The sequence below is a fragment of the Fundidesulfovibrio terrae genome, assembly GCF_022808915.1.
GTDB classification, from domain to species: domain Bacteria; phylum Desulfobacterota; class Desulfovibrionia; order Desulfovibrionales; family Desulfovibrionaceae; genus Fundidesulfovibrio; species Fundidesulfovibrio terrae.
Genome location: NZ_JAKZFS010000001.1, coordinates 26,036 through 48,084, shown reverse-complemented (window position 1 = coordinate 48,084; position 22,049 = coordinate 26,036). Strand labels below are relative to the sequence as shown.

The 22,049-nt window shown below is 65.1% G+C and carries 26 protein-coding genes; 16 read left to right on the top strand and 10 right to left on the bottom strand.

Annotation, left to right across the window (positions count from 1 at the left end):
* Positions 1 to 234: 234 nt before the first annotated feature.
* From coaBC to ML540_RS00230, 5 genes are all read left to right on the top strand, one after another.
* The gene (coaBC, locus tag ML540_RS00250; RefSeq protein ID WP_243357664.1) at positions 235 to 1,461 is read left to right on the top strand and encodes a bifunctional phosphopantothenoylcysteine decarboxylase/phosphopantothenate--cysteine ligase CoaBC; all 1,227 of its coding nucleotides are present in this window, start codon (positions 235 to 237) and stop codon (positions 1,459 to 1,461) included.
* The gene (locus ML540_RS00245) at positions 1,437 to 2,000 is read left to right on the top strand and encodes a hypothetical protein (RefSeq protein ID WP_243357662.1); all 564 of its coding nucleotides are present in this window, start codon (positions 1,437 to 1,439) and stop codon (positions 1,998 to 2,000) included. The genes coaBC and ML540_RS00245 overlap by 25 nt, the downstream gene beginning before the upstream one ends.
* Positions 2,001 to 2,089: 89 nt before the next feature.
* Entirely contained in the window at positions 2,090 to 3,097 is a 1,008-nt protein-coding gene (locus ML540_RS00240) for an NAD-dependent epimerase (RefSeq protein ID WP_243357661.1), read from the top strand.
* A 78-nt stretch (positions 3,098 to 3,175) separates the two neighbouring features.
* On the top strand, positions 3,176 to 3,466 hold the full coding sequence (locus ML540_RS00235; RefSeq protein ID WP_243357659.1) for a GAK system XXXCH domain-containing protein: 291 nt from the start codon (positions 3,176 to 3,178) through the stop codon (positions 3,464 to 3,466).
* Positions 3,467 to 3,512: 46 nt separating this feature from the next.
* Positions 3,513 to 4,280 carry a ParA family protein gene (locus ML540_RS00230; protein WP_243357657.1) on the top strand — a complete coding sequence of 256 codons (768 nt, stop codon included), beginning with the start codon at positions 3,513 to 3,515 and terminating at the stop codon, positions 4,278 to 4,280.
* 49 nt (positions 4,281 to 4,329) lie between these two features.
* Here the strand turns inward: ML540_RS00230 and ML540_RS00225 are convergent, their stop codons facing one another.
* Positions 4,330 to 4,749 carry a hypothetical protein gene (locus ML540_RS00225; protein ID WP_243357655.1) on the bottom strand — a complete coding sequence of 140 codons (420 nt, stop codon included), beginning with the start codon at positions 4,747 to 4,749 and terminating at the stop codon, positions 4,330 to 4,332.
* A gap of 125 nt (positions 4,750 to 4,874) precedes the next feature.
* Between ML540_RS00225 and ML540_RS00220 the strand changes: the two genes are divergently transcribed.
* Genes ML540_RS00220 through ML540_RS00175 form a run of 10 tightly spaced genes read left to right on the top strand, consistent with a single transcriptional unit; the run spans position 4,875 to position 11,264 of the window.
* Complete coding sequence (locus ML540_RS00220) at positions 4,875 to 5,780, top strand: ParB/RepB/Spo0J family partition protein (RefSeq protein ID WP_243357653.1); 906 nt, start codon at positions 4,875 to 4,877, stop codon at positions 5,778 to 5,780.
* The gene (locus ML540_RS00215) at positions 5,773 to 6,804 is read left to right on the top strand and encodes a bifunctional heptose 7-phosphate kinase/heptose 1-phosphate adenyltransferase (protein ID WP_243357651.1); all 1,032 of its coding nucleotides are present in this window, start codon (positions 5,773 to 5,775) and stop codon (positions 6,802 to 6,804) included. Before ML540_RS00220 ends, ML540_RS00215 begins: the two co-directional genes overlap by 8 nt.
* 9 nt (positions 6,805 to 6,813) lie before the next feature.
* On the top strand, positions 6,814 to 7,134 hold the full coding sequence (locus ML540_RS00210) for an STAS domain-containing protein (protein WP_243357648.1): 321 nt from the start codon (positions 6,814 to 6,816) through the stop codon (positions 7,132 to 7,134).
* Positions 7,135 to 7,143: 9 nt separating this feature from the next.
* The gene (locus tag ML540_RS00205) at positions 7,144 to 7,893 is read left to right on the top strand and encodes an MlaE family ABC transporter permease (RefSeq protein ID WP_243357646.1); all 750 of its coding nucleotides are present in this window, start codon (positions 7,144 to 7,146) and stop codon (positions 7,891 to 7,893) included.
* A gap of 1 nt (position 7,894) precedes the next feature.
* Entirely contained in the window at positions 7,895 to 8,695 is an 801-nt protein-coding gene (locus tag ML540_RS00200; RefSeq protein WP_243357644.1) for an ABC transporter ATP-binding protein, read from the top strand.
* Positions 8,696 to 8,717: 22 nt separating this feature from the next.
* On the top strand, positions 8,718 to 9,629 hold the full coding sequence (locus ML540_RS00195; protein ID WP_243357642.1) for an MlaD family protein: 912 nt from the start codon (positions 8,718 to 8,720) through the stop codon (positions 9,627 to 9,629).
* On the top strand, positions 9,626 to 10,240 hold the full coding sequence (locus ML540_RS00190) for an ABC-type transport auxiliary lipoprotein family protein (RefSeq protein WP_243357640.1): 615 nt from the start codon (positions 9,626 to 9,628) through the stop codon (positions 10,238 to 10,240). Before ML540_RS00195 ends, ML540_RS00190 begins: the two co-directional genes overlap by 4 nt.
* Positions 10,237 to 10,608: a DnaJ family domain-containing protein gene (locus ML540_RS00185; RefSeq protein WP_243357638.1), complete on the top strand. Its 372-nt coding sequence runs from the start codon at positions 10,237 to 10,239 to the stop codon at positions 10,606 to 10,608. Before ML540_RS00190 ends, ML540_RS00185 begins: the two co-directional genes overlap by 4 nt.
* A complete protein-coding gene (locus ML540_RS00180) occupies positions 10,605 to 10,835 on the top strand; it encodes a hypothetical protein (protein ID WP_243357637.1) in 231 nt (76 codons plus the stop codon). Before ML540_RS00185 ends, ML540_RS00180 begins: the two co-directional genes overlap by 4 nt.
* Before the next feature lie 36 nt (positions 10,836 to 10,871).
* Positions 10,872 to 11,264 (top strand): lysozyme inhibitor LprI family protein, encoded by a 393-nt coding sequence (locus tag ML540_RS00175; protein ID WP_243357635.1) that lies wholly within the window; start codon positions 10,872 to 10,874, stop codon positions 11,262 to 11,264.
* A gap of 30 nt (positions 11,265 to 11,294) precedes the next feature.
* Here ML540_RS00175 and ML540_RS00170 read toward each other — a convergent pair whose 3' ends face one another.
* The 9 genes from ML540_RS00170 to ML540_RS00130 form a co-directional block, all read right to left on the bottom strand.
* Positions 11,295 to 12,611 carry an RsmB/NOP family class I SAM-dependent RNA methyltransferase gene (locus ML540_RS00170; protein ID WP_243357633.1) on the bottom strand — a complete coding sequence of 439 codons (1,317 nt, stop codon included), beginning with the start codon at positions 12,609 to 12,611 and terminating at the stop codon, positions 11,295 to 11,297.
* Positions 12,608 to 13,426, bottom strand: coding sequence for a DUF116 domain-containing protein (locus ML540_RS00165; RefSeq protein WP_243357631.1), 819 nt, complete (start codon positions 13,424 to 13,426; stop codon positions 12,608 to 12,610). Before ML540_RS00165 ends, ML540_RS00170 begins: the two co-directional genes overlap by 4 nt.
* Positions 13,427 to 13,520: 94 nt before the next feature.
* The gene (gene fmt / locus ML540_RS00160) at positions 13,521 to 14,489 is read right to left on the bottom strand and encodes a methionyl-tRNA formyltransferase (RefSeq protein WP_243357629.1); all 969 of its coding nucleotides are present in this window, start codon (positions 14,487 to 14,489) and stop codon (positions 13,521 to 13,523) included.
* Between the two features lie 11 nt (positions 14,490 to 14,500).
* On the bottom strand, positions 14,501 to 15,016 hold the full coding sequence (def, locus tag ML540_RS00155; RefSeq protein WP_243357627.1) for a peptide deformylase: 516 nt from the start codon (positions 15,014 to 15,016) through the stop codon (positions 14,501 to 14,503).
* Positions 15,017 to 15,020: 4 nt separating this feature from the next.
* Positions 15,021 to 16,844: an aspartate--tRNA ligase gene (aspS, locus tag ML540_RS00150; protein WP_243357625.1), complete on the bottom strand. Its 1,824-nt coding sequence runs from the start codon at positions 16,842 to 16,844 to the stop codon at positions 15,021 to 15,023.
* A 19-nt stretch (positions 16,845 to 16,863) separates the two neighbouring features.
* Positions 16,864 to 18,108 carry a histidine--tRNA ligase gene (hisS, locus tag ML540_RS00145; protein WP_243357623.1) on the bottom strand — a complete coding sequence of 415 codons (1,245 nt, stop codon included), beginning with the start codon at positions 18,106 to 18,108 and terminating at the stop codon, positions 16,864 to 16,866.
* A 63-nt stretch (positions 18,109 to 18,171) separates the two neighbouring features.
* Entirely contained in the window at positions 18,172 to 18,897 is a 726-nt protein-coding gene (locus ML540_RS00140) for a class I SAM-dependent methyltransferase (protein WP_243357621.1), read from the bottom strand.
* Between the two features lie 178 nt (positions 18,898 to 19,075).
* Positions 19,076 to 20,767 (bottom strand): glutamine--tRNA ligase/YqeY domain fusion protein, encoded by a 1,692-nt coding sequence (locus ML540_RS00135; RefSeq protein WP_243357619.1) that lies wholly within the window; start codon positions 20,765 to 20,767, stop codon positions 19,076 to 19,078.
* Between the two features lie 140 nt (positions 20,768 to 20,907).
* Positions 20,908 to 21,114, bottom strand: a complete 207-nt coding sequence (locus ML540_RS00130) for a Nif11-like leader peptide family natural product precursor (protein WP_243357616.1) — start codon at positions 21,112 to 21,114, stop codon at positions 20,908 to 20,910.
* 127 nt (positions 21,115 to 21,241) lie between these two features.
* Between ML540_RS00130 and ML540_RS00125 the strand changes: the two genes are divergently transcribed.
* Entirely contained in the window at positions 21,242 to 21,988 is a 747-nt protein-coding gene (locus ML540_RS00125) for a methyltransferase domain-containing protein (RefSeq protein ID WP_272483572.1), read from the top strand.
* The last annotated feature ends 61 nt before the right edge of the window (positions 21,989 to 22,049 follow it).

Sequence of the window (22,049 nt, the reverse complement as noted above, 5' to 3'; positions counted from 1 at the left end):
ATCTTTTTCTGACCGCTGCGGGCGAGCGTGGAACCCTCTCAAGATGCTGGCCGGCGGGCTTCGTCCTGAAGCTCGCCAGCCTTTGCTTCCCGGGAAGATTGACGTTTTCAGCACGGCCGTCGCGGATCTGGCTGGGCAGGCGAGTACGGCCCTCAAGGCCACCCAGGTCCGCGTTCTCCAGAACGGCGGCGAAACGCCTTTGACAGCAGCCAGCGCCTCGCGCATGATCACACAATGTTGCCGCCACACCTGAAATTCCCCATCCACCACGGCACCCGCATCCAGCTGGGCGTTACGGGCAGCATCGCCGCCTACAAGGCCCTTGAGCTCCTGCGGACCTTCCACGAACTGGAACTCATCGTCGGCGTCACCCTGACCCGCGCGGCCACCCAGTTCGTCACCCCCTTGTCCTTCGAGGCCCTGGGGGCCGACCACGTGTACACGGCCATGTGGGAGGGGGCGGACAGCGCCTTCGGCCACCTGGAGCCCGCCCAGGAGGCCCGCTGCATGGTGATCGCCCCGGCCACGGCCAACATCATGGCCAAACTGGCCCACGGCATCGCCGATGAAATACTCTCTACCCAGTCCCTGGCCTTCGCCGGGCCCCTGCTGGTGGCCCCGGCCATGAATCCCAGGCTCTGGGACGCCAAGGCCACCCAGGAGAACCTTGCGATCCTTCGGGGCAGGGGAGTGGGGGTGCTCGAACCGGGCAGCGGCATGATGGCCTGCGGCGAGAAGGGCAAGGGCAGGCTAACCTGCCTGCCGGATATCGTGGCCCACGTGCTGCGGGCGCTCACCCCCCAGGACATGTCCGGAATCAAGGTGATGCTGAGCCTCGGGCCCACGCGCGAATACTTCGATCCGGCCCGCTTCTGGTCCAACCCCTCCACCGGGCTCATGGGCGGGGCCTTGGCCATGTCCGCCTGGCTGCGCGGGGCCGAGGTCAGCGTGGTGCACGGCCCCGTGGACCTGTGGTTCCCCGACAGCATCTCCCGCCATCCCGTGCAGACGGCCCGGCAGATGTTCGACGCCTGCCTGGACCTCTGGCCCTCGCAGGATTACGGCCTCATGACCGCCGCCGTGTCCGACTTCTCGCCCGTCCCGTACGGGCAGGACAAGTTCAAGAAGACCAGCCTGGACAAGGACGTTTTCAGCCTGGAGTTCGCCACCAACCCGGACATCCTGCGCACCTTGGGCCAGAACAAGGCCCCTCGCCAGAAGCTCCTGGGCTTCTGCGCCGAGACCACCGACCTGGCTGGATACGCCGCCAAGAAGCTCAAGGACAAGAACTGCGACGTCATGGTGGCCAACTCCATAGCCGCGCCTGGCAGCGGTTTCGCGTCCTCCACCAACAAGGTTCACGTGGTGGACGCGGCCGGGCGCTCCGAAGAGTGGCCCATGCTTTCCAAATGCGAGGTGGCCTGGAGGCTCATGGAATGGATGACGCATCTTTTACCCTGAGCGAACGCTATCGCGTCTTCCATCTTGCCGGCATCAGGCATGTGTTACCGTCCGATTCCGTCCCCGCCGGACCCGACCTGCTCGCCCAGGACCCCTGGCCCGCTTTGCTGGCCAAGCTACCTCCATCGCCGCGAGCCATCTGGACCTACTCGGCCCTGGGCCTCGACCTCACCGGCCAGTCCAGCAAGGCCCGGGGCGACCTGTGGCGCAGGCTGATCCCTTCCGTGCAGCTTCCCAAGGGATTCGTGGGTTTTTTACCCTACTGCCTGCCCAAGGACGGCGTCCTCCATGATTGCACGGATCATTTCCTGGCGGCCGTGGCCACGCTTTCCCCCGCTGCCGTCGTTGTTTTCGATGACGATCCTGCCAACGCGCTTCTCATGGCCATACGGAAGCAGTCCGGGGACGCGCGGTCGCAGATTGTATTCCACGCTGCTTCGTCACCCGAAACGTTGCTCGGCCTCTCGGACGAGGCTTTTCGCGTCGCAGCGCAACGTTTGAAGGATGTTCTTTTACCCGATTCCGGCCCCGTGTCTTGACAAAACTCGAATGGGATCAGTACCTCGTTTGCCACAAATTTCTTGATAGTAGCCACGACACCCGTTTTGGACCATCCAGAGGACTTTGCATGAAATTTCTCGTTACCGGCGCGGCCGGTTTCATCGGCTTTCACCTTGCGAACAGGCTTCTGGAAATGGGCTTCACCGTGGTTGGGATCGACAATCTCAACGATTACTATTCCGTCGCCCTGAAAAAAGATCGTCTGAAGATTCTGCAGCGCAACGAGCATTTCACGTTCATGAAGCTCGATCTCTCCGCCCGCGAGGATCTCGACTCCCTGTTCGCCAACAACCAGTTCACCCACGTGATCAACATGGCCGCCCAGGCCGGGGTACGCTACAGCCTGGATAATCCCATGGCCTACGTGCAGTCCAACATCGTGGGCTTCGCCAATCTTCTGGAAGGGTGCAGGCACAACAAGGTTCAGCATCTGGTGTACGCGTCCTCCAGTTCGGTGTACGGCCTGAACACCAACATGCCGTTCTCGGTCCATTCCAACGTCGACCACCCCATCAGCCTGTACGCCGCATCAAAGAAATCCAACGAGCTCATGGCCCACGCCTACAGCCATCTGTACGGGCTTCCCTGCACGGGCCTACGCTTTTTCACCGTCTACGGCCCATGGGGCCGCCCGGACATGGCCCTGTTCCTCTTCACCAAGGCCATCATGGAGGACCGGCCCATCCAGGTGTTCAACAATGGAAAGATGAAGCGCGACTTCACCTACATTGACGACATCGTGGAGGGAGTGGTCCTGGCGTCGCTCAAGGACCCCAAGCCCAATCCCGACTGGAGCGGCGACGCTCCCGATCCGGGCAGCAGCCCGGCCCCGTACCGGCTGTACAACATCGGCAACAACAACAGCATCGAGCTGACCCGTTACATCGAAGCGCTGGAGTTGGCTCTGGGCAGGCAGGCGCGCAAGGTCATGCTGCCCATGCAGCCTGGGGACGTTCCCGAAACGTACGCCGACGTTGATGACCTTATCCGGGACGTTGGTTTCAAGCCCAGCACCCCAATCGAGGAAGGCATCGAGCGTTTTGTTTCTTGGTATAAAGGCTATTACAACGTCTGACGCACTTGACAGTGCAGCCCGCCTTCCTTACACCCCTATAAACTCAATCACTTTAACAGCCCCCGCAGGTACACGGAGATGGATTTTCGCGCCTTAAAAACCGCTCTTGACGACGCCTTCCAGGGTATTCTTGAAGTCACCCAGGACGGGCAGATTCCCGAGGAAAAGATCGTCAACCAATTTGCTCGCCTTTCTACCCAACTTCATGCCCAAGCGGATGAGGTCTGGGTCGGCGAAGCTGAAGATTTCGCCCACTTGGCAAACCAGCTTCTCCAGGCCGTCAAGAAAGGGAAACGTGAAGATGCCATTCGTCTTGTGGACTCCTTGCAGGATGCCCAGGATTACTGCCATCGGACTTACAAATCCTAGATTGTTTCACGTGAAACAATCCGGATGAACCGGAGGTTCGGTGCCTATGGCCCGATGTATTGTAGTCGCCAACCAGAAGGGCGGGGTGGGCAAGACCACCACGGCTGTCAACTTGGCGGCCGCTCTGGCGGTGATGGAAAAAAAAACTCTCCTGATCGACTGTGACCCCCAGGCCAACGCTTCCAGCGGCCTGGGCATCTACCCTGAAAGCGTCGCGGAGAATCTTTACTCCATCCTTTACGAGCCCGAAAAGGTTTGGGACGCCGTCTACGACACGTCGCTGCCCTATCTGAACGTGCTCCCCTCCACCTCGGACCTGGTGGCCGCCGACATCGAATTGGTGGACAAGCAGGGCAGGGAGAACTTCCTGCGCAAAGTGGTGGCCGAGTTGGGCGAGAAATACGATTTCATCCTGCTGGACTGCCCCCCCTCGTTGGGGCTGGTCACGCTGAACGCCCTGTGCGCGGCCACGGAACTCCTGGTGCCGCTGCAGTGCGAATACTACGCCCTGGAGGGAGTGGCCCAGCTGCTCAAAACCTTCGAGCTGGTGCGCAAGCGTTTCAACACAGGCCTGCACCTCTTGGGCGTGGTCATGACCATGTACGACGGGCGCAATAAGCTGAACCGGCATGTGAAGCGCGAGATCCGCAAGTGCTTTCCCAAGCACCATTTCGAGACGCTCATCCCCCGCAACGTCCGGGTGTCCGAAGCGCCCAGCCACGGACAGTCGGTCATCGACTACGACGTCAAGTCCAAGGGGGCGGAGGCGTATCTGGGGCTGGCCAAGGAAGTTCTCTGCCGCGTCCCGGTGTGACGCGGCCTACAGGCGGGAAGAGGGGCAGGAGCCGCGAGGCTCCTGCCCTTTATTTTTCGACGTAGGGGCGGCACTCCACGTCGACTTTGTTCTTGAAGTGCTTCTTGATGATGCGTGAGCGGCATTTCTGGCACTCGAAATTGGCCAGTCCGCCCAGTGTGGCGGTGCGCAGGCGGAATTTTCGGGGCTCGTCCTTCTGCCAGTCCTGGGTGGAGCTGCCGCAATGTTCGCAGGACACGTCCACGGGAAGTTCGTACTGGAAGTCCCAGTATTGGGCCAGAAGCTCCCAGTCCTTCATGGGCTCGGGCGGAATCTTCACCGTGGAAGGGTCCAGTTCCTCCAGGGCTTTGTCGATGGCCGGGGAAATCTCGGCCTGAGCCTTGGCCCACAACTCGGGGCTCAAGAACACGCCGAGCAGGTTTTTGCCTTGATCGTAGACGGGTTGAAAGTGAACTTTGGTGACAGGCACGTTCATCCTCCGGTAACTAGGGATTCCTCCGTGCGGAGGTAGCGGTTGCGTGAGCCGCGCAGTTCAAGGTAAGGAGTTCGCAAGTGAAGTCAAGCCGTGCGCCGAGTACGGAGAAGGGGGTCGTAATGGCGGGAGCGAAAGGATTGGGCCGCGGGCTGGATGTGCTGCTCAAGGGAATGTCCGTGGGGAGCGAGCACCCGGAAGTGGTTCTGGTGCAACTCGACGAGGTCAGGCCGAACCCCAGGCAGCCCAGGCTCGAGTTCGACCCCCAGGCCCTTGAGGATCTGGCCAGCTCCATCAAGGAGCAAGGCGTGCTGCAGCCCATTCTGGTGCGCCCGGATTCCTCGGGCAAGCGCGGCTACGAGCTGGTGGCCGGTGAACGCCGCCTGCGGGCCAGCAAGCTCGCCGGAAAGGACACCATCCCGGCCATCGTCAGGGAAGTCACGGACGAGCAGAGCCTGGCCCTGGCCCTGATCGAGAACCTGCAGCGCGAGAACCTGAACGCCCTGGAAGAGGCCAAGGGCCTGGACCAGCTTCAGGGCGCCTTCGGCATGAGCCAGGAAGCTCTGGCCCAGAAGGTGGGCAAGAGCCGCTCCTCCGTGGCCAACAGCCTGCGCCTGCTCCAGCTTCCGCAAGACATCCAGGAAAGCCTTTTCAAGGACGACATCACCGCCGGGCACGCCCGGGCCCTTCTGTCCGTCACAGATCCCGGGGTGCAGGCCGAGCTGTGGAAGCGCGTCACCGCAGGAGGGCTGTCGGTTCGCGAAGCCGAAGACCTGGCCGCTCACTGGAAGGAGCACGGGGAACTGCCTCCGCAAGGGGCGCTGCCGGCCCCCAGGCCGGCCGAGGGCAAGCGCAAGCGCCCCCAGCCGTCCCAGGAACTCGTCGATCTGGCCTCCAGGTTGCGGGATCGTTTCAGGGCCAACGTGAAGATCGGCGGCGACGGCGGCCGGGGCAAGATCACCTTCTCCTACGGCTCCCAGGAGGAGCTTCGGGCGCTGCTGGCGGAGTGGGGCGTAGGCGATGCCTAGCGATCCCCCGGGCCGGAATTTCGCCGACGCCGTGGAGCGCCTGGCCGGGGTGCCGGTGCTGGTGGTGGGCGACGTCATGCTCGACCACTACCTGGCGGGCGACGCCGAGCGCATCTCGCCGGAAGCCCCCATTCCGGTGGTGCGCGTGGCCAGTGAAAAGCACCTTCTGGGCGGGGCGGGCAACGTGGCCCGGAACATCGCCGCGCTTGGCGGCAAGCCTGAGCTGGTGAGCGTGATCGGCGCGGACGATCCGGGGTCGGTCCTGCAGGAGCTCCTGTCCAAGGAGGGCCTGCCGGGACACCTGGTGGTGGAAAAGCGCCGCATGACCACCATCAAGACCCGCATCATCGCCCGAAACCAGCAAATGCTCAGGGTGGACCGCGAGGAGTCGCGCGAGCTGGAAGGAGGGAGCCTGGACGCCCTTGACGGGCTGCTCAGGTCCGTGGCCCGGCGTCACGGCGTGGTGGTGGTGTCCGATTACGGCAAGGGCGTGGTGTGCGCCAAACTCATGGACACCCTGCGCGGTCTGGAGGCCGAGGGCGGCAAGGCCCCGCTGATCCTGGTGGACCCCAAGACGGTCAACGCCTCCCTCTACGCCCATGCCGACCTGCTCACACCCAATGCCAAGGAGGCCGGGGAACTGGCTGGGGTCAAGGCGTCCGGGCGCGACGGGGTCATCAAGGCCGGTCTCGCGATCTTCAAGCGGTTGCGCTGCCGCCAGCTGTGCATCACCCTGGGAGCCGAGGGCATGGCCGTCTTCGAGCGTCCGGGCAGGGTGCTGCACGTGCCCACCGTGGCACGCAACGTCTACGACGTCACCGGCGCCGGGGATACGGTCATGGCCGTGCTGGCCATGGCGTTGGGGGCAGGGTACGATCTGCCCCGGGCCAGCGTGCTGGCCAACTACGCGGCAGGAATCGTGGTCGGGCAGGTTGGGGCCGCAGTGGCCTCGCCGGAGGCGTTGCGCGAGGCCATCCGCAGCGTGGAGCCGCCCAGGGTGGAAACGTGGCTGGACATCGAATGAGGAGCGCCCATGTCGTCGGATGAGCGGACCACGGTCTGGAAAGCCACTGGGAACCAGGCCAGCGGGACAGCCACCATCGAGGGAGAGGTTGATTTCTCGAACTCTCTGGATGTGCGCACCTGGATCAAGGATTTCGCCCAGACGTTCCAGGGGGACCTCCTGTTGGATCTTTCCTCGCTGAATTACATCGACAGCTCCGGGCTGGCGGTGCTCATTGAGATCCGGAAACACCTCAAGTCCCAGAATCGGGGTATCCGGGTGGTCGGGGTGTCCAGCCAAGTGAACAAGCTCTTCACACTCACGCAGATCGGGGAACTTTTCGGGCTCTAGGGGTGGACGATGGCCAGCGAATCCCAACAATTCATCTGGCTCGTCAACCGGCTCCTGGGCTGCCTGCGCCGGCCATTCACCGGAAAACCCTACATGAGCTGGCAGACCTGGCGGCATTTCGCCTGGGTCGGCGCCGATTCTCTGCCCATCGTCAGCACCATCGCCGCCTGCACCGGCATCATCCTGGCCTTGCAGGCGGCCCAGCAGCTGGAAAAGGTCGGGGCGCTCTCCTACGTGGCCAATCTTGTGGGCATCAGCATCGTGGCGGAACTCGGGCCGCTGCTCACGGCGCTCATTCTGTCCGGACGGGCGGGCGCGGCATTCACGGCAGAGATCGCCACCATGAAGATTTCGGAGGAGATCGACGCCCTAGAGGTCATGGGGCTCGATTCGGTGCGCTACCTCGTCTGGCCCAAATGCGTGGCCATGGCGGTCATGTCGCCGCTTTTGGCCCTGTGGGCCGACTTCACGGGCGTGCTTGCCGGGGGAATCTTTTCGGTCACGGTGCTCGGCCTGTCGGCCAAGGGCTACTACGAGCAGACCGCCAACTTCATCACCCTGCGCATCATGACCTCCGGGCTGGTGAAAAGCCTGGCCTTCGGGCTGGCCATCACCCTGATCGGCTGCTGGCAAGGATACCTGGCGCGCGAGGGAGCCCTGGACGTGGGGCGGCGCACCACCCGGTCGGTGGTGCAGTCCATCTTCCTCATCGTGCTGCTGGACCTCTTCTTCACCGCACTGAGCTTCATCTCCCGCTGACATGAGCCTCGACTGGACACATACCCACGCCGCCCCGGACATCCGGCTGGAGGACATCCAGGTGGGATACGGCGACCTGACCGTGCTCCAGGACGTAACCGCCGTCTTGCCAGGCGGTAAAATATCAGTAATTCTGGGTGGTTCCGGAGGGGGGAAGTCCACCCTGCTCAAGACCATCCTGGGCCTGCTCCAGCCGACGGCGGGCCATGTCTGGCTGGAGGATTCCGACCTTTACGGCCTTTCGGAACCGGAAATGCGCGAGATACGAAAGCGCATGGGTGTGCTCTTCCAGGACGGGGCGCTGCTCGGTTCCTTACCCCTGGCCGAGAACATCGCCCTGCCCATCCGGGAACACACCTCCCTGGACGAGGAGACCATAGAGACCATGGTGGGCATCAAGCTCTCCCTGGTGGGCCTGGGCGATTTTGCAGATTTCTTCCCGAGCCAGCTCTCAGGCGGCATGCGCAAGCGGGCCGGCCTGGCCCGGGCGCTGGCCCTGGACCCGCGCATCCTGCTGTGTGACGAGCCCACTTCCGGGCTCGACCCCATCACCGCGGCGGACCTGGACCAGATGATCCTGGACCTCAAGGATGCCTTCGGCATGACCATCGTGGTGGTTTCCCACGACCTGCAAAGCGTTTTCACAATCGCCGATCATGTGGTAGTGCTCAATAAGGGGATTCCGGTTTTCCAGGGTGTTCCGGATGCGCTGCGAAACAACGAAGACCCCTTTCTGCGGCAGTTCCTGGACCGGCGGCCCACGCGCGGCAACGGGCAGGGCGGCGGCGAGCGCAGTACATAACGCAAACGGCAAGGCGGACGCAGTGTATTCTCAAAAAGAGCACGTCAAGGAGACCATCAAGGCCAGCCTGGCCATCGCCCTGTGCCTGGCCATCCTGGGCACGTTCGTGGTGGTGCTGGGGGGGTACCGGTTCTGGGAGGAGCTCTCCGTCTATTACATCCGCTTCAAGAACGTGAAGGACTTGTCCGCCGGGCGGCCCGTCAAGTACGGCGGCCTGGACGTCGGGCGCATCCTGGCCATCGGCGTGGACGCGGAAGACCCACGCATGATCCGGGTGATCATCGGGCTCACCGAGCATATCGAAATGCGCCAGGGCGTGGTGGCCCGCATCGCCCAGAAGGGGCTGGTCGGCGACTACTACGTCTTCCTGGAGCCGCAAGGAGCCCTGGGCGAGCCCATGAACCCCGGCAGCTTCATACCGGCCGTGGAGACCGTGGACATGTCCCAACTGGCGGGCATGGCCGGGGAGATACTTTCCGAGCTGCGCCCCCACCTGGAGCGCGTGGCCGAGCACCTGGAGCAAATCCTCTCCAGCGAGAATTCCGAGCGCATAGCCGAGCTGCTGGCCAAGGCCCCGGGCATGGTCGACGAGCTGCGCGCCACGGCGGCCCGGTTCAGGCAGGATTTCGGACAGCTGGCCGCAAGCGGCAAGGACGTGGCGGCAAGCGCCTCCAAGTCACTGGCGGCCGTGGACAAGGCCGTGGACGGCGTCAAGCGCGAGCTGGAGAAAACCCTCGCGGACATCCGGGGCGAGGTGAAGCAGGTGGGCGGGCTCACGGACACGGTGCACAAAGCCGTGCGCCAAGACCAGGCCCGGCTGGAGGACATCCTGGACAACGTGGAGCGGGTCAGCGCGGACGTGAAGGCGTTGTCGGCCAAGCTGCGCGAGCGGCCGTGGGAAATCATAAGCCAGCCCAAGGAGCGCAAGCCGTGAGGAAATCCGTTACCGTCGTTTTGGGTTTGGCCCTGCTCGGCGGGTGCATCGGCAAGGGCGGCCCCGTGGAGCAGTACCTGCGCGTGAGCGGGGCGGAGCCCTGCGCGCAGCAGTCCGGCCCGTCCCAGGGGCGGCTCGTGGTGGCGGTGCGCACGTTCAAGGCCGCGGAATCAATCGACAGGCAGGCGGTCATGGTGGCCCGGGGGAGGGTGTCCTCGCCCAGCCTGCGCTGGTACTGGGAAGCCTCCCCTGCGAAACTCTTCGAGCAGGCCGTGGTGCGCGGCGTGGACTGCGCTCCGGGCCTGGCCGCGGCCTGGCCGGTGCGTTCCACCACCGAGGGCGGCGCGACCCTCACGGGCACCATGACGGTGTTCGAGCTCCAGGAGAACCCCCTGGTGCTGAACGCTGCCGGGAGCTGCCAGCTCTGGGACGGGGAGGGGGCCAAGCTGCTCGCTTCGAGCCAGTTCACGGCCAGTGTCCCGGTGAGGGCCTTCGAGGCCCAGGCCATCGCGGACGCGGCGGCCCAGGCGCTTTCGTCCATGGGAACCCAGGCCGGGGCGTGGCTGTCGGAGGTCCGGTCCGGGGCTTTAGCCGGGGGGGCGGCGAAATGATCGCCGCCATCCAGATCGTGGCCGAGCAACGCATCCGGGAAGCCATGGAGCGCGGCGATTTCGACGACCTGCCCGGCAAGGGACGCCCCCTGAACCTGGACGAGGACGCCAATGTGCCGGACGAGCTCAAGATGGCCTACAAGCTTCTGAAGAACGGCGGCTACCTGGACGAAGGGACGAAGGCCCGGGATGTCTGTTCACTGGACGCCATGCTGCGCTCGAGCCCGGAAGAACGCGGCACGCACCGCAGGATGCTCAAGCTGCAGGTCATGGAGGCCCGGGCGCGCGGCCTGGCAATCGACACGGGCAGCGAGTATTACGGCAAGGTCGTGGAGCGCGTGAGCGTAAGAACCAAGGAGGGCACATGACCGGTTGCAGATTGCTCGGGGACGCCATCACCGATGCGGCCCTGCTCAAGGAACATTTTCCCTACGTCCGCAGGGGAACCGAGGGGGAGTTCGTCATTCCGGCCGCCAACCTCGACCAGTTCGTGCGCAAGTACATGGAGCTGGCCGACAACAAGGACCACCTGGACCATCTGAAGATGTACCGCGATTCGGGCGCGCGCCCGGTGGTTGACGACATCGGCGACTGACGCACGCGGTTTTGAAGAGGGAGGTCGTCACAGTTCATGGACGTATTTCGTGAAGGCACGGCGAGAAGCATCGCCTGCGCCGTGGCCACGGCCCTGTGGCTGGCATGCGCAGCCGCCCCTGGCGCGGCCCAGAACTGCGAGCGGCCCAAGGACGTCCAGGAAATGACCGAGTGCGCCACCCTGCGCCTGCGCGCCGCGGAGCGGGAGATGGCCACGCTCTACGGAGAGTTGCTCGATTCCGAGGACAAGGATTTCGCTGATGCGGCCAGGAAAGCCCAGGAAGCCTGGATGCGCTGGCGCGAGGCGGAAGGGCGCCTGGCCGCCAAGACCGTGGGCGACCAGGGCCTGGCCCAGTACACCCGCATCAATCAGGAAGCGTTGATGACCGAGGACCGCGTCAAGGACTTGCGTGGTTACGCCGGAAACTGAATACGGTTCGTCATCGAATCGTATTACGAATTATTTCTTCCACACCCCGCCCCAGAAGAATTCCCGCAGTGCCGGGCCGTTCACCGGCTCGGCCAGCGCCACGCAGGAAAGCCCCAGGGAATCGATCAACTCGGCTTGGCGGTCGTTTTCCTGCCTGGTCATTGTGCAGGTCATGTACACGAGGCGGCCGCCGGGCTTGAGCGCCCGGGCGCAGGCGGTGAGAATCCCAGCCTGGATGCGGGCCAGGTTGTCCACGTCTGCGCGGGTGCGCTTCCACTTGGCGTCGGGTCTGCGCGAGAGCACGCCAAGGCCGGAGCAGGGGGCGTCCACCAGGATGGTCCCCTCGGTCGCGCGAAGCGGCGGGTTGGCGGCGTCCGCCAGGAAGGTCAGGGGCGTTTCGAGGCCCAGGCGCAGGGCTTCAGGGCCCAGGCCGCGCAGGCGCTTTCTGTTGGGGTCTGAGGAAAAGACGTGCGTGCGCCCCTGCTCCAGCAGGGCCAGGGTCTTGCCGCCCCGGCCGCAGCAGGCGTCCCAGACCGGGTCCGGCCAGCTCGGGCTGCTCAGGCGGTGCAGGATGTCGCCCACGGCAGGGGACTGGCGGCTGACGAGTCCCTCCTGCTCCAGGCGTCTTACCTCGGGCAGGGCAGGGCCAGCGGCGGCGGTGTCGAAGCCCACCCAGGGGGAAGCGCTCCAGAGGCGACCTGGGCGCGCGGAAAGCTCCTCGAACAACTCGGCCGCGCCCACCTTCGTGAAATTGATCCTGAGCCCTGTCAGGGGCGCAAAAAGCTGGGCCTGCATGAGCCCGACAGCCTCTTCCACGCCGTAGTCGCGCCGCCAGAGGTCGGCAAGCCAGCCGGGACAGGAATACCACGCGGCGGCTTCTCCCAGATGGGAGCGGCTGTGGGCGGAGTAAAACGGGCGATCGGCCGCGTCCGCCCCCAGATCCTGGATGCGCCGGAGCACGGCGTTGGCCAGGTTGCCCTGGGATTGGCCGAAGCGGGCCTTCACGGCGTCCACGGCCCAGGAAAGGGTGGCGTGGGGAGGAATGGAGCCCAGGTGCACCAGCTCGTAGGCGGCGATGCCCAGGATGCGCACGATGAGCGGCTGCGTGCCTTCCGGGCGCGACAGTTGCGTGCGCACCAGGAAGTCCATGCGGCCCTTGAGGCGCAAGTAGCCGTAGGCCAGCTCGGTGGCCAGCCCCCGGTCGCGCGGGTCCTCGACCTGGCGCAGGGTGTTGTCCAGGGCGGCCTGGAGGTCCTGGCCTGGCTTGCCGCTCGAGGGAAGCGCCTGCTCGATGGCCGTGAGCGCTGCGGCGCGCGACGGCGGAATGGGGAACTGCGTTTTGGTCATTTGGTGGCCGAAGCCGGGGCGTTCAACCTGGGCAGAAAGAGGACGGGCTTGGCCTGGGTCTGCAGGAAATGGCGCAAGGCGTGCTCAAGCTGGTCCAGGGGCACCAGGGTATCCAGGCAGGGGCCCTTGGGGCGGTCGTTCAGGATGCCGAACACCGGCAGGGGGTAGGTGTCCTGGATGCCGCTGGACAGGTCGCGCTCGCAGGCCACGGCCAGGATGAGCTTGGGCCGCTTCTGCACGACGATGCGCCGGGCGATGGTGCCGCCGGTGGCGATGGCCATGTGCACGCCGTAGGCTTCGGACAGGGCCAGCAGTCCGGCCACGGGGCACAGGCCGCAGCGCTTGCAGTTGTTGATGTCGTATGTGAGGCGCACGGCGCAGGTGCTCGACTGCAGGCAGTGGGGCAGAAGCAGCAGTATCTCGTGGGGACGGTAGTTTTTGCCCTGGCCCAGCACCAGCTCGTTGTTGACCTTGATGAAGGAGTTGCGCACCCGCTCCTTGGAGATGCCGAACAGCCTGGCGAAGATGATCATGAGCGGCAGGAACAGCTTGATGGTCAGCCCGCGCGAGCGCCTGGAGAGCGGGAGGGTCCGCCCGGCGGCTACGGAGAGGATGAGCCCCAGGCTGGCCCAGGCCACCAGGAGGATGATTGCGGCAACCACGCCTCCCCAGATGGCCGGGGCCCAGGGGTGGATGTGGTCGAGCCCGATGGTGGGCACGATCCAGAGAAGGGCCAAGACGGCGCAGACCACCAGCGACGTGGCGGTGATGAGCCCGATGAACAACCGCTTGCGGGAGGATTCGACAATTTCCATACGTTGGTGACTAGGTAATCTGTTTGGAGGCAATTGCAACCAGGAAGGTGGGGCGGCGCCCCACAGCCCAGCAGGGATCCGCCCTGTATCCGCCTTACAGCAGATCGGCGGGAGGCGGGCAGACCAGGGGCAAGCCCGGGTCGACCTTGCTCAGATAGCCGCATGAAAATGCGGTGGCGTCCATGAACTGCTTGCCCGAGGGCTTTATAGATGGAAGCATGTAGACTCCATCGGCACAGCTGATACGAAGCATGCCCTCAGAAAGCCCCAGGACGCATCCTGGAGGGGCATCGGCTGCCACGCCCTGGGAATAGCGTCCGGGAAGCGCCTGGAGGCGAATCTGGCGATTTTCGCCCGGGATGGCCAGGGTGAAGAACGCGCCGGGCCGGGGGGACATGGCGCGGATGCGGTTGTGCACTTCCTGCACGGGCCGGTCCCAGAAAATGTGGGTGTCGTCCTTGGTGAGCTTGGCCGCGTAGGTGGCCTTGGCGCCGTCCTGGGGAACGGGGGCGACTGGTCCGGTCGCGAGCATGCCGAGGGCCTCCACGGCCATCTCGCCGCCAAGCGCGGCTAGGCGGTCGTGAAGCGACCCGGCGTCCTCGTCGGGCCCAATGGATACTTCCCGGCGGATGAGCATGGGGCCGGTGTCCAGCCCCGCCTCCATGCGCATGATGGTGATCCCGGTTTCGGTCTCGCCCGCCAGGATGGCCCGCTGTATGGGGGCTGCGCCCCGGTACTTGGGCAGAAGCGAAGCGTGCACGTTCCAGGGGCCGAGTTTGGGGATGTCCAGCACCGACTGGGGCAGGATCAACCCGTAGGCGGCCACAAGCAGCACGTCGGGCGTAAGCGAGGCAAGCTCGGCCACGGCCTCGGGCGTCTTGAAATTAAGCGGCTGAAAGACCGGGACGCCATGCTCCAGGGCCAGGCGCTTGACCGGCGAGGGCACGCACTTGTGGCCGCGTCCGCACGGGCGGTCGGGCTGGGAGTAGACCCCCACGACCTCGCCCGCCCCGGACTGAATGACTTTCTTAAGCGTCGCCGCGGCGAAGTCGGGCGTTCCCATGAAGACGATTCTCAACCGCCCGCCTGCCTGGCCTTGAGCCATTTCTTGATCTTGTTGTCGTAGAGCGTGCGCTTGAGCCGGCTCACCTTGTCGATGAAGAGGATGCCGTCCAGGTGGTCGATCTCGTGCTGCAGGCAGATGGCCAGGATGCCGTCGGCCGGCACCTCCACCTCGTTGCCGTCAAGGTCCTTGGCGCGGACCACGACCTTTTCCGCGCGCTTCACCTTGGAGCGGAACTGGGCCACGGACAGGCAGCCTTCCTCTTCGAAGACCTCGCCTTCCTTGTGCACCACGACGGGGTTCACCAGAAAGCGCAAGTCGTTGCGATCGTCGGGGCCGGAGACGTCCACGGCGATCAGGCGGCAGCATTCGCCCACCTGGGGCGCGGCCAGGCCGATGCCGCGCTTCTCGTACATGGTTTCGGCCATGTCCTTGGCCAGCTCTCTGACCTCGGGGGTTATCTCCGTGATCTCCTGGGCCTTCTGGGACAGGATAGGATCAGGGTATTTGAGTATCTTGCGGACCATGGGTCTATTCGCCGTCCTTGGCCACGTTCTCCCGAAGCTTTATCCCGAGCTCGCGCAGCTGCTTGGCCGCGACCACGCCCGGAGCCTCGGTCATGAGGCAGGTGGCCTTCTGGGTCTTGGGGAAGGCGATCACGTCCCGGATGGACTTGGCTCCGGCCATGAGCATGGTCAGCCGGTCCAGACCGAAGGCGATGCCGCCGTGGGGGGGCGCGCCGAACTGCAGCGCGTTCAAGAGGAAGCCGAACTTCTCCTCGGCTTCGGCCGCGTCGATGCCCAGGGCCTCGAACATGGCGGACTGCTTCTCAAGCGTGTGGCTGCGGATGGAGCCGCCACCGATTTCGCTGCCGTTGAGCACCATGTCGTAGGCCCTTGCAAGAGCCTTGCCGGGGTCGGTGCCGAGAATCTCCAGGTGTCCGTCCTTGGGCGAGGTGAAGGGATGGTGCTTGGCCACCCAGCGCTTGTCCTCGGGGGAGTATTCCAGCAGGGGGAAATCGGTGACCCACAGGGGCTTGAACGCGCTCTCGTCGATGAGGCCCAGGCGCTCGCCCAGCTGCACGCGAAGGTATCCCAGGGCGGTGTTGACCATGTCGGACGCGCCGGCCTGGAAGAACACGATGTCGCCCACCTTGAGGCCCAGGCGGGAGGCCAGCTCGGCGCGCTCGGCGTCGGAGAAGAACTTGGCGATGGGCGACTGCCACTCGTTCTCGCGGATCTTGATCCAGGCCAGTCCCTGCGCCCCGTAGATCTTCACGAACTCGGTGAGCTCGTCGATCTCCTTGCGGGTCATGTTTTCGCCGCCCTCGACGCGCAGGCCCTTGACCAGCTCGGCCTTGGCGAACACGCGCAGCTCACAGCCGCGCACGATGTCGGTGACGTCGCACAGCTTCAGGTCGAAGCGCACGTCGGGCTTGTCCAGGCCGTAGTCGCGCATGGCGTCGTCGTAGGTCATGCGCGGGAACGGGTTGGGCAGCTCAACGTCCAGGCACTCCTTGAACAGGGTGCGGACCATGCCCTCGGCCATGTCCATGACCTGTTCCTCGTCCACGAAGCTCATCTCGATATCGATCTGGGTGAACTCGGGCTGGCGGTCGGCGCGCAGGTCCTCGTCGCGGAAGCATTTGACGATCTGGTAGTAGCGCTCGAGCCCGGCCACCATGAGCAGCTGCTTAAAGAGCTGCGGCGACTGGGGCAGGGCGAAGAACTGTCCCAGGTTCACCCGGCTGGGCACCAGGAAGTCGCGCGCGCCCTCGGGCGTGGACTTGGTGAGCATGGGGGTTTCGACTTCCAGGAAGTCGAGTCCGTCAAGATACCGGCGCACGCTCTGGGCGGCCTTGGAGCGCAGGACGAAGTTCTGGGCCAGCTTGGGGCGCCTGAGGTCCAGGTAGCGGTACTTGAGGCGCAGGGCCTCGCCCACGTCCACGCGGTCCTCGATGGCGAAGGGGGGAGTCTTGGAGGTGTTCAGGAGCTTCCAGTCGTTGACCACCACTTCGATCTCGCCCGTGACCATGTTGGGGTTGGCCATGCCCTCGGGGCGGGGGCGCACGGTGCCTTTGATGGCCAGCACGTACTCGGAGCGCACCACGTGGGCGCGCCCGTGGGCCTCGGGGGCGTGGTCGGGGCTGAAGACCACCTGGGTGAGCCCCACGCGGTCGCGCAGGTCCACGAAGATGAGCCCGCCGTGGTCGCGGCGGAACTGCACCCAGCCCATGAGGCATACATCGGAGCCGACGTCCTTGGCGGTCAACTGGCAGCAGGAATGGGAACGCCGCCAGTCTCCGAGGGGATCGGTGGCGCGGGGGGTCTCGTCGGCGGTCAGAATCTGGTCCATGAGGCGTGTGCTCCAAAAATTATGTGCGAAGATGTTCCAAAAGGGCGTCCTGAGGGACGGTGTCCTGGGTGCCGGCGGCCATGTCCTTGACCTGCACGGTCCCGCCCTCGATCTCGGCGTCGCCCAGGATCAGGCAGAAGCGTGCTCCGGACTTGCCGGCGGCGCGCATCTGGCTCTTGGCGGATTTGGCCGACAGGGCGCATTCGCCGCAGAGACCGGCGTCGCGCAGCTTCTGCGCGAGAAGAAGCCCCGCGCCAAGGCCGGCCTCGCCGAGCACCGCCAGGTGAAAATCCGGCGCGGGCGGCTGGGGATCGCCCATGAGCATGGCCAGGCGCTCCATGCCGCAGGCGAAACCGACGCCCGGCAGGTCGGGCCCGCCCAGCGTCTTCACCAGGCCGTCGTAGCGCCCGCCCCCGGCAACGGCGGACTGCGCGCCGATCTTGCCGGAAGTCACCTCGAAGGTGGTGCGCACGTAGTAGTCCAGGCCGCGCACCAGCCTCGGGTTCAGGGTGTAGGCCAGGCCGCCCTTGTCCAGAAGGCCGGTGACGGTCTCGAAGTGCTCCTTGCAGGAGGGGCACTGGTAATCGGAAATCTGCGGGGCCGAACGGGTCAGCTCCTTGCACGCGGGCACCTTGCAGTCCAGCACGCGAAGCGGATTGGTCAGCTTGCGGCGCATGCAGTCTTCGCAGAGCTGCCCGGCGTCGAAGCCCCGGAAGTACTCGTTCAGGGCGTCGTGGTAGGCCGGGCGGCACTCGGGGCACCCCAGTGAATTAAGCTCGATGTTCAGATCGGCAATGCCCAGCTCCGTGAGGAAGTGCGAGAGCATGAAGATGATCTCGGCGTCCAGGTAGGGCGAGGCGGACCCGAAGGCCTCCACGTCGATCTGGTGGAACTGGCGCATGCGGCCCTTCTGCGGGCGCTCGTAGCGGAACATGGGGCCTGCGCAGTAGAGCTTGGTCAGCTCCTCCTGGGCGTGCAGGCCGTTTTCCACATAGGCGCGCACCACGCCCGCCGTGGCCTCGGGGCGCATGGTCAGGGAGCGGTTCTTGCGGTCCGGGAAGGTGTACATCTCCTTCTGAACCACGTCCGTCTCCTCGCCGATGGAGCGCGAGAACAGTTCGGTGCGCTCCAGGATGGGCAGGCGCGCCTCCTTGTAGCCGTAGCGAGCGAAAACCGCCTTGGCGGTCTGCTCCAGGAGGTCGTACACGTGGGATTGCGGAGGCAGTATGTCCGCGAAACCTTTGATTTTTTGGATTTTTTCCATAAATGTCCCTCGGACGGCATGCGTCCGGCAAAAGAGGGCTGTTAGCCCCAACACCTTGACTTGTCAAAAGCTCTTTGTGGGCTGGGCAAAGGCCCGGGCGGCCAGGGGCGTCAGCGGAGGCTCCGTGGTCAGGTCCACGGCGAAGGCGCAATAGGCGCCGACAGGCACAGGCAGCACCAGCGACCCGAGCCCCCAGAACGGGAAACCCTCGTTCCAGGTCCAGGGCGGCCCGGGCAGCACGCTGCCCTCGTGCACGGGCGCGAGCCCCACGGACGAACGGGTGAGCGAGCGCATGGACCAGGGCGTGAACCACTTGGCCTGACCGAGGAGCGCGTGATTCTTGCTCGCCAGCCGGTACAGCGAGAAACGGTTCAAATAGCCCACCAGCACAGCGCGCCGGGCCACCCGCGCCGCCTCCATGAGCACCCTGCGCGGGTCCTCCACGAACTCCAAGAGGGTCAGCAGGGCCACATAGTCGAACTGGTCCGTCTCGTAGGGCAGGTGGTGGGCGTCGCCCAGGTTGCACTCGGCCCGCTCGCCCAGGCGTTGCCGCGCGGCCTCGATCATCACCGGGGACTTGTCCAGGCCCGTGACGTCGAATCCCGCCCGGTGGAAGAAATCCAGGAAGAATCCGGGGCCGCAGCCCACTTCCAGAAGCGATCGCCCGCGCCTGGGCCACGCGGCCGTGAGCCATTCGAGCAGGCGGCACTCGCGCGCCAGGGCATACGCGCCCTGCGACGAGGCCAGCCAGCGCTCGTAGCGCTCGAGGTCGTGGCGGTCCCAAAGCATGAAGAGCCTCCAAGGGAGAGTAGACGCCTCCGGCGGGCAGAGAGGGCGGCGCCCTCTCTGCACTCTCCCGCTAAAGGAACGAAGTTCCTTTGGAATCCTGCACGGCTACGCGTCGATCGATGTAAGGCTTGCCGGGTCCAGGGCAGAGCCCTTGCGGGGTCCGGGGCGGAGCCCCGTCTTACGCGCCCTTCTTCTCCTGCTTGGCCCAGGAGTCGCGCAGGCCGACCGAGCGGTTGAACACCAGCCGGTCCGGCCCGTGTTCGCGCCTGTCGGCCACGAAGTAGCCCAGGCGTTCGAACTGGAAGAACTGCTCGGGGTGCATCTGGGCGAGGCTCGGCTCAACCGGGCAGTTGTGCACGGTCTCGAGCGCGTTCGGGTTGATGTAGTCCTTGAAGTCCTTGCCTTCCTCCACGTCCATGGGGTCGGGCTTGGTGAAGAGCCGATCGTAGAGGCGCACTTCGGCCCAGGCGGCGTGCCTGGCGCTCACCCAGTGGATGGTGCCCTTGACCTTGCGGCCGTCGTCGGACCAGCCGCCCTTGGTGGCCGGGTCGTAGGTGCAATGGATCTCGGTCACCTCGCCGGTGGCCTCGTCCTTCACCACGCCGGTGCAGGTGACGTAGTAGGCGTGGCGCAGGCGCACCTCCTTGCCGGGGGAGAGCCTGTGGTAGCCCTTGGGCGGCACCTCGCGGAAGTCGTCGCGCTCGATGTACAGCTCGCGGCTGAAGGGGATCTTGCGCGTGCCCATCTCCGGCTTCTCGGGATGGTTGGCGCATTCGAAGGCCTCTTCCTGCTCCTCGGGATAGTTGGTGATGACCACCTTCACCGGGCGCAGCACGCCCATGGCACGCGGGGCGCGGTCGTTCAGGTCCTCGCGCAGGCAGGCCTCGAGCATCTCGATCTCGACGGTGTTGGCGGCGCGTGCCACGCCGATGCGCTCGGCGAACAGGCGGATGGCCTCGGGGGTGTAGCCGCGTCGGCGAAGCCCCTGGATGGTGGGCATGCGCGGGTCGTCCCAGCCGGTGACGTGGCCTTCGGTGACCAGCTGGATCAGGCGGCGCTTGCTGACCACCACGTAGGTCAGGTTCAGGCGCGCGAACTCGTACTGGCGCGGGCGCGCGGGCACGGGGAGGTTGTCCAGCACCCAGTCGTAGAGCTCGCGGTTGTTCTCGAACTCCAGGGTGCAGATGGAGTGGGTGATGTGCTCCAGCGCGTCCGAGATGCAGTGGGTGAAATCGTACATGGGGTAGATGCACCAGGCGTCGCCGGTGCGGTGGTGGCTGGCGTGCCGGATGCGGTAGAGCGTGGGGTCGCGCATGACGATGTTGGGCGAGGTCATGTCGATCTTGGCCCGAAGCACCCGCGCCCCGTCGGGGAAGTCGCCCGCGCGCATGCGGCGGAACAGCTGCAGGTTCTCGTCCACGGAGCGGTCGCGGTAGGGGCTGTCGATGCCGGGTTCGGTCAGGGTGCCGCGCGCCTCGCGGATCTCTTCGGCGGTCTGGTCGTCGACGTAGGCCAGGCCTTTCTGGATGAGGATTTCCGCGAACTCGTAGAGCTTCTCGAAGTAGTCGGAAGCGAAGTACATGCGGTCGTCCCAGGAAAAGCCCAGCCAGCGCACGTCGGCCTGGATGGAGTCGACGTACTCCTGCTCTTCCTTGGTGGGGTTGGTGTCGTCGAAGCGCAGGTTGCAGGTGCCGCCGAACTGCTTGGCGATGCCGAAGTTGAGGCAGATGGACTTGGCGTGCCCGACGTGCAGGTAGCCGTTGGGCTCGGGGGGGAAACGGGTGGCCACGCTTGCGTGCTTGCCGCTTTCCAGGTCCTCGGCCACGATGGTGCGTAAAAAGTCCAGATGCTCTTTTCCGGTCTCGCTCATGGGTGCGTCCTTTTTCCCGTATTGGTCAAGAGACGAGAAATAGGGAAAAAGGCGCTGGCGGTCAAACGGGCAGGCCGTATCGGGGGGAACTCGCCGTGTACGGCGGGGCAGGGAGCCGCAGGGGAGCGGCCGCCATGACGTTACTCGGCGTAGGGCAGCTGGTCCGTGCCGTGGACCTCGTAGACCTGCTTCTGGGCCAGCTTGAACTCGTCCACGCTGAAGTCGAAGCCGTTTTCCCGCAGGTAGGCCCAGTTGGCGGCCGGATCGTCGCACTCGTTGACCTTGCGTCGGAACTCGGCGTCGTCTCGCATGCGCGTCATGTAGGCAATGGCCGAATCGATGCTCATTGGCGTTCCTCCTCGCGTGCGTCTTGGGGTGATGGTAATTTGTTTGGCAAAAATGGCAAGTGCGAGCCAAGGATGACAATCGATCGAGATACTTGATTTGATCAGTCTTTAAGAATAGGAATTCTCTATGGAAATCACCAACGAGCAACGCGTGCAGATCGAGGCCAGCCTGCGTGACAAATACGAGAAGGTCGCGGCCGGAGCGCCCGGACAGTTCAAGTATCCCACCGGAGAGTCGGGGCTTTCCGGGCTGGGCTACCGCCGCGAGTGGTACGAACATCTCCCCAAGCCCGTACGGGAGTGCTTCTGCGGCGTGGGCAACCCCTTCGCCATGGGGTTGCCGGGCAAGGGCGCCCACGTGCTGGACGTGGGCTGCGGCTGCGGCGTGGATACGCTCATCGCGGCCGGGGCAGCCGGGCCGGGCGGACGGGCCGTGGGCCTGGAAAGCTCCCAGGCCATGCTCGCCAAGGCCCGTGAGAACGCCCAGGCGTCAGGCGCGTCAAACGCCGAGTTCGTGGAAGGCAACGCCGAGACGCTGCCCTTCGAGGACGCCACGTTCGACCTGGTGACGTCCAGCGGCGTCTACAACCTTGTGATCGACAAGAAGAAGGCTCTGGCAGAGGCTTTCCGGGTTCTCAAGCCCGGCGGGCGGCTCCAGATAGCGGACCAGATCCTCACCGGCCCGCCGCCCTTGTCCAGGGAGGACATGGTGGCCTCCTGGTTCACCTGAAAGGGGGGAGCCATACCGGGAACGGTGTTCCTGGACATGATCGCCAAGGCCGGGTTCACGCAGGTGGAGTGCCACGGCGAGACGGGGTTCAAGAGCTCTCCGGTGACGGTGGGAATGCTTTTTTCCGCGGTGAAGCCGGGATAGCGGCGGGCCGGGTCTCCCGCGCGGCCGAGCCCCCTGCCGGATTGGGCGGCGAATCGCGAAA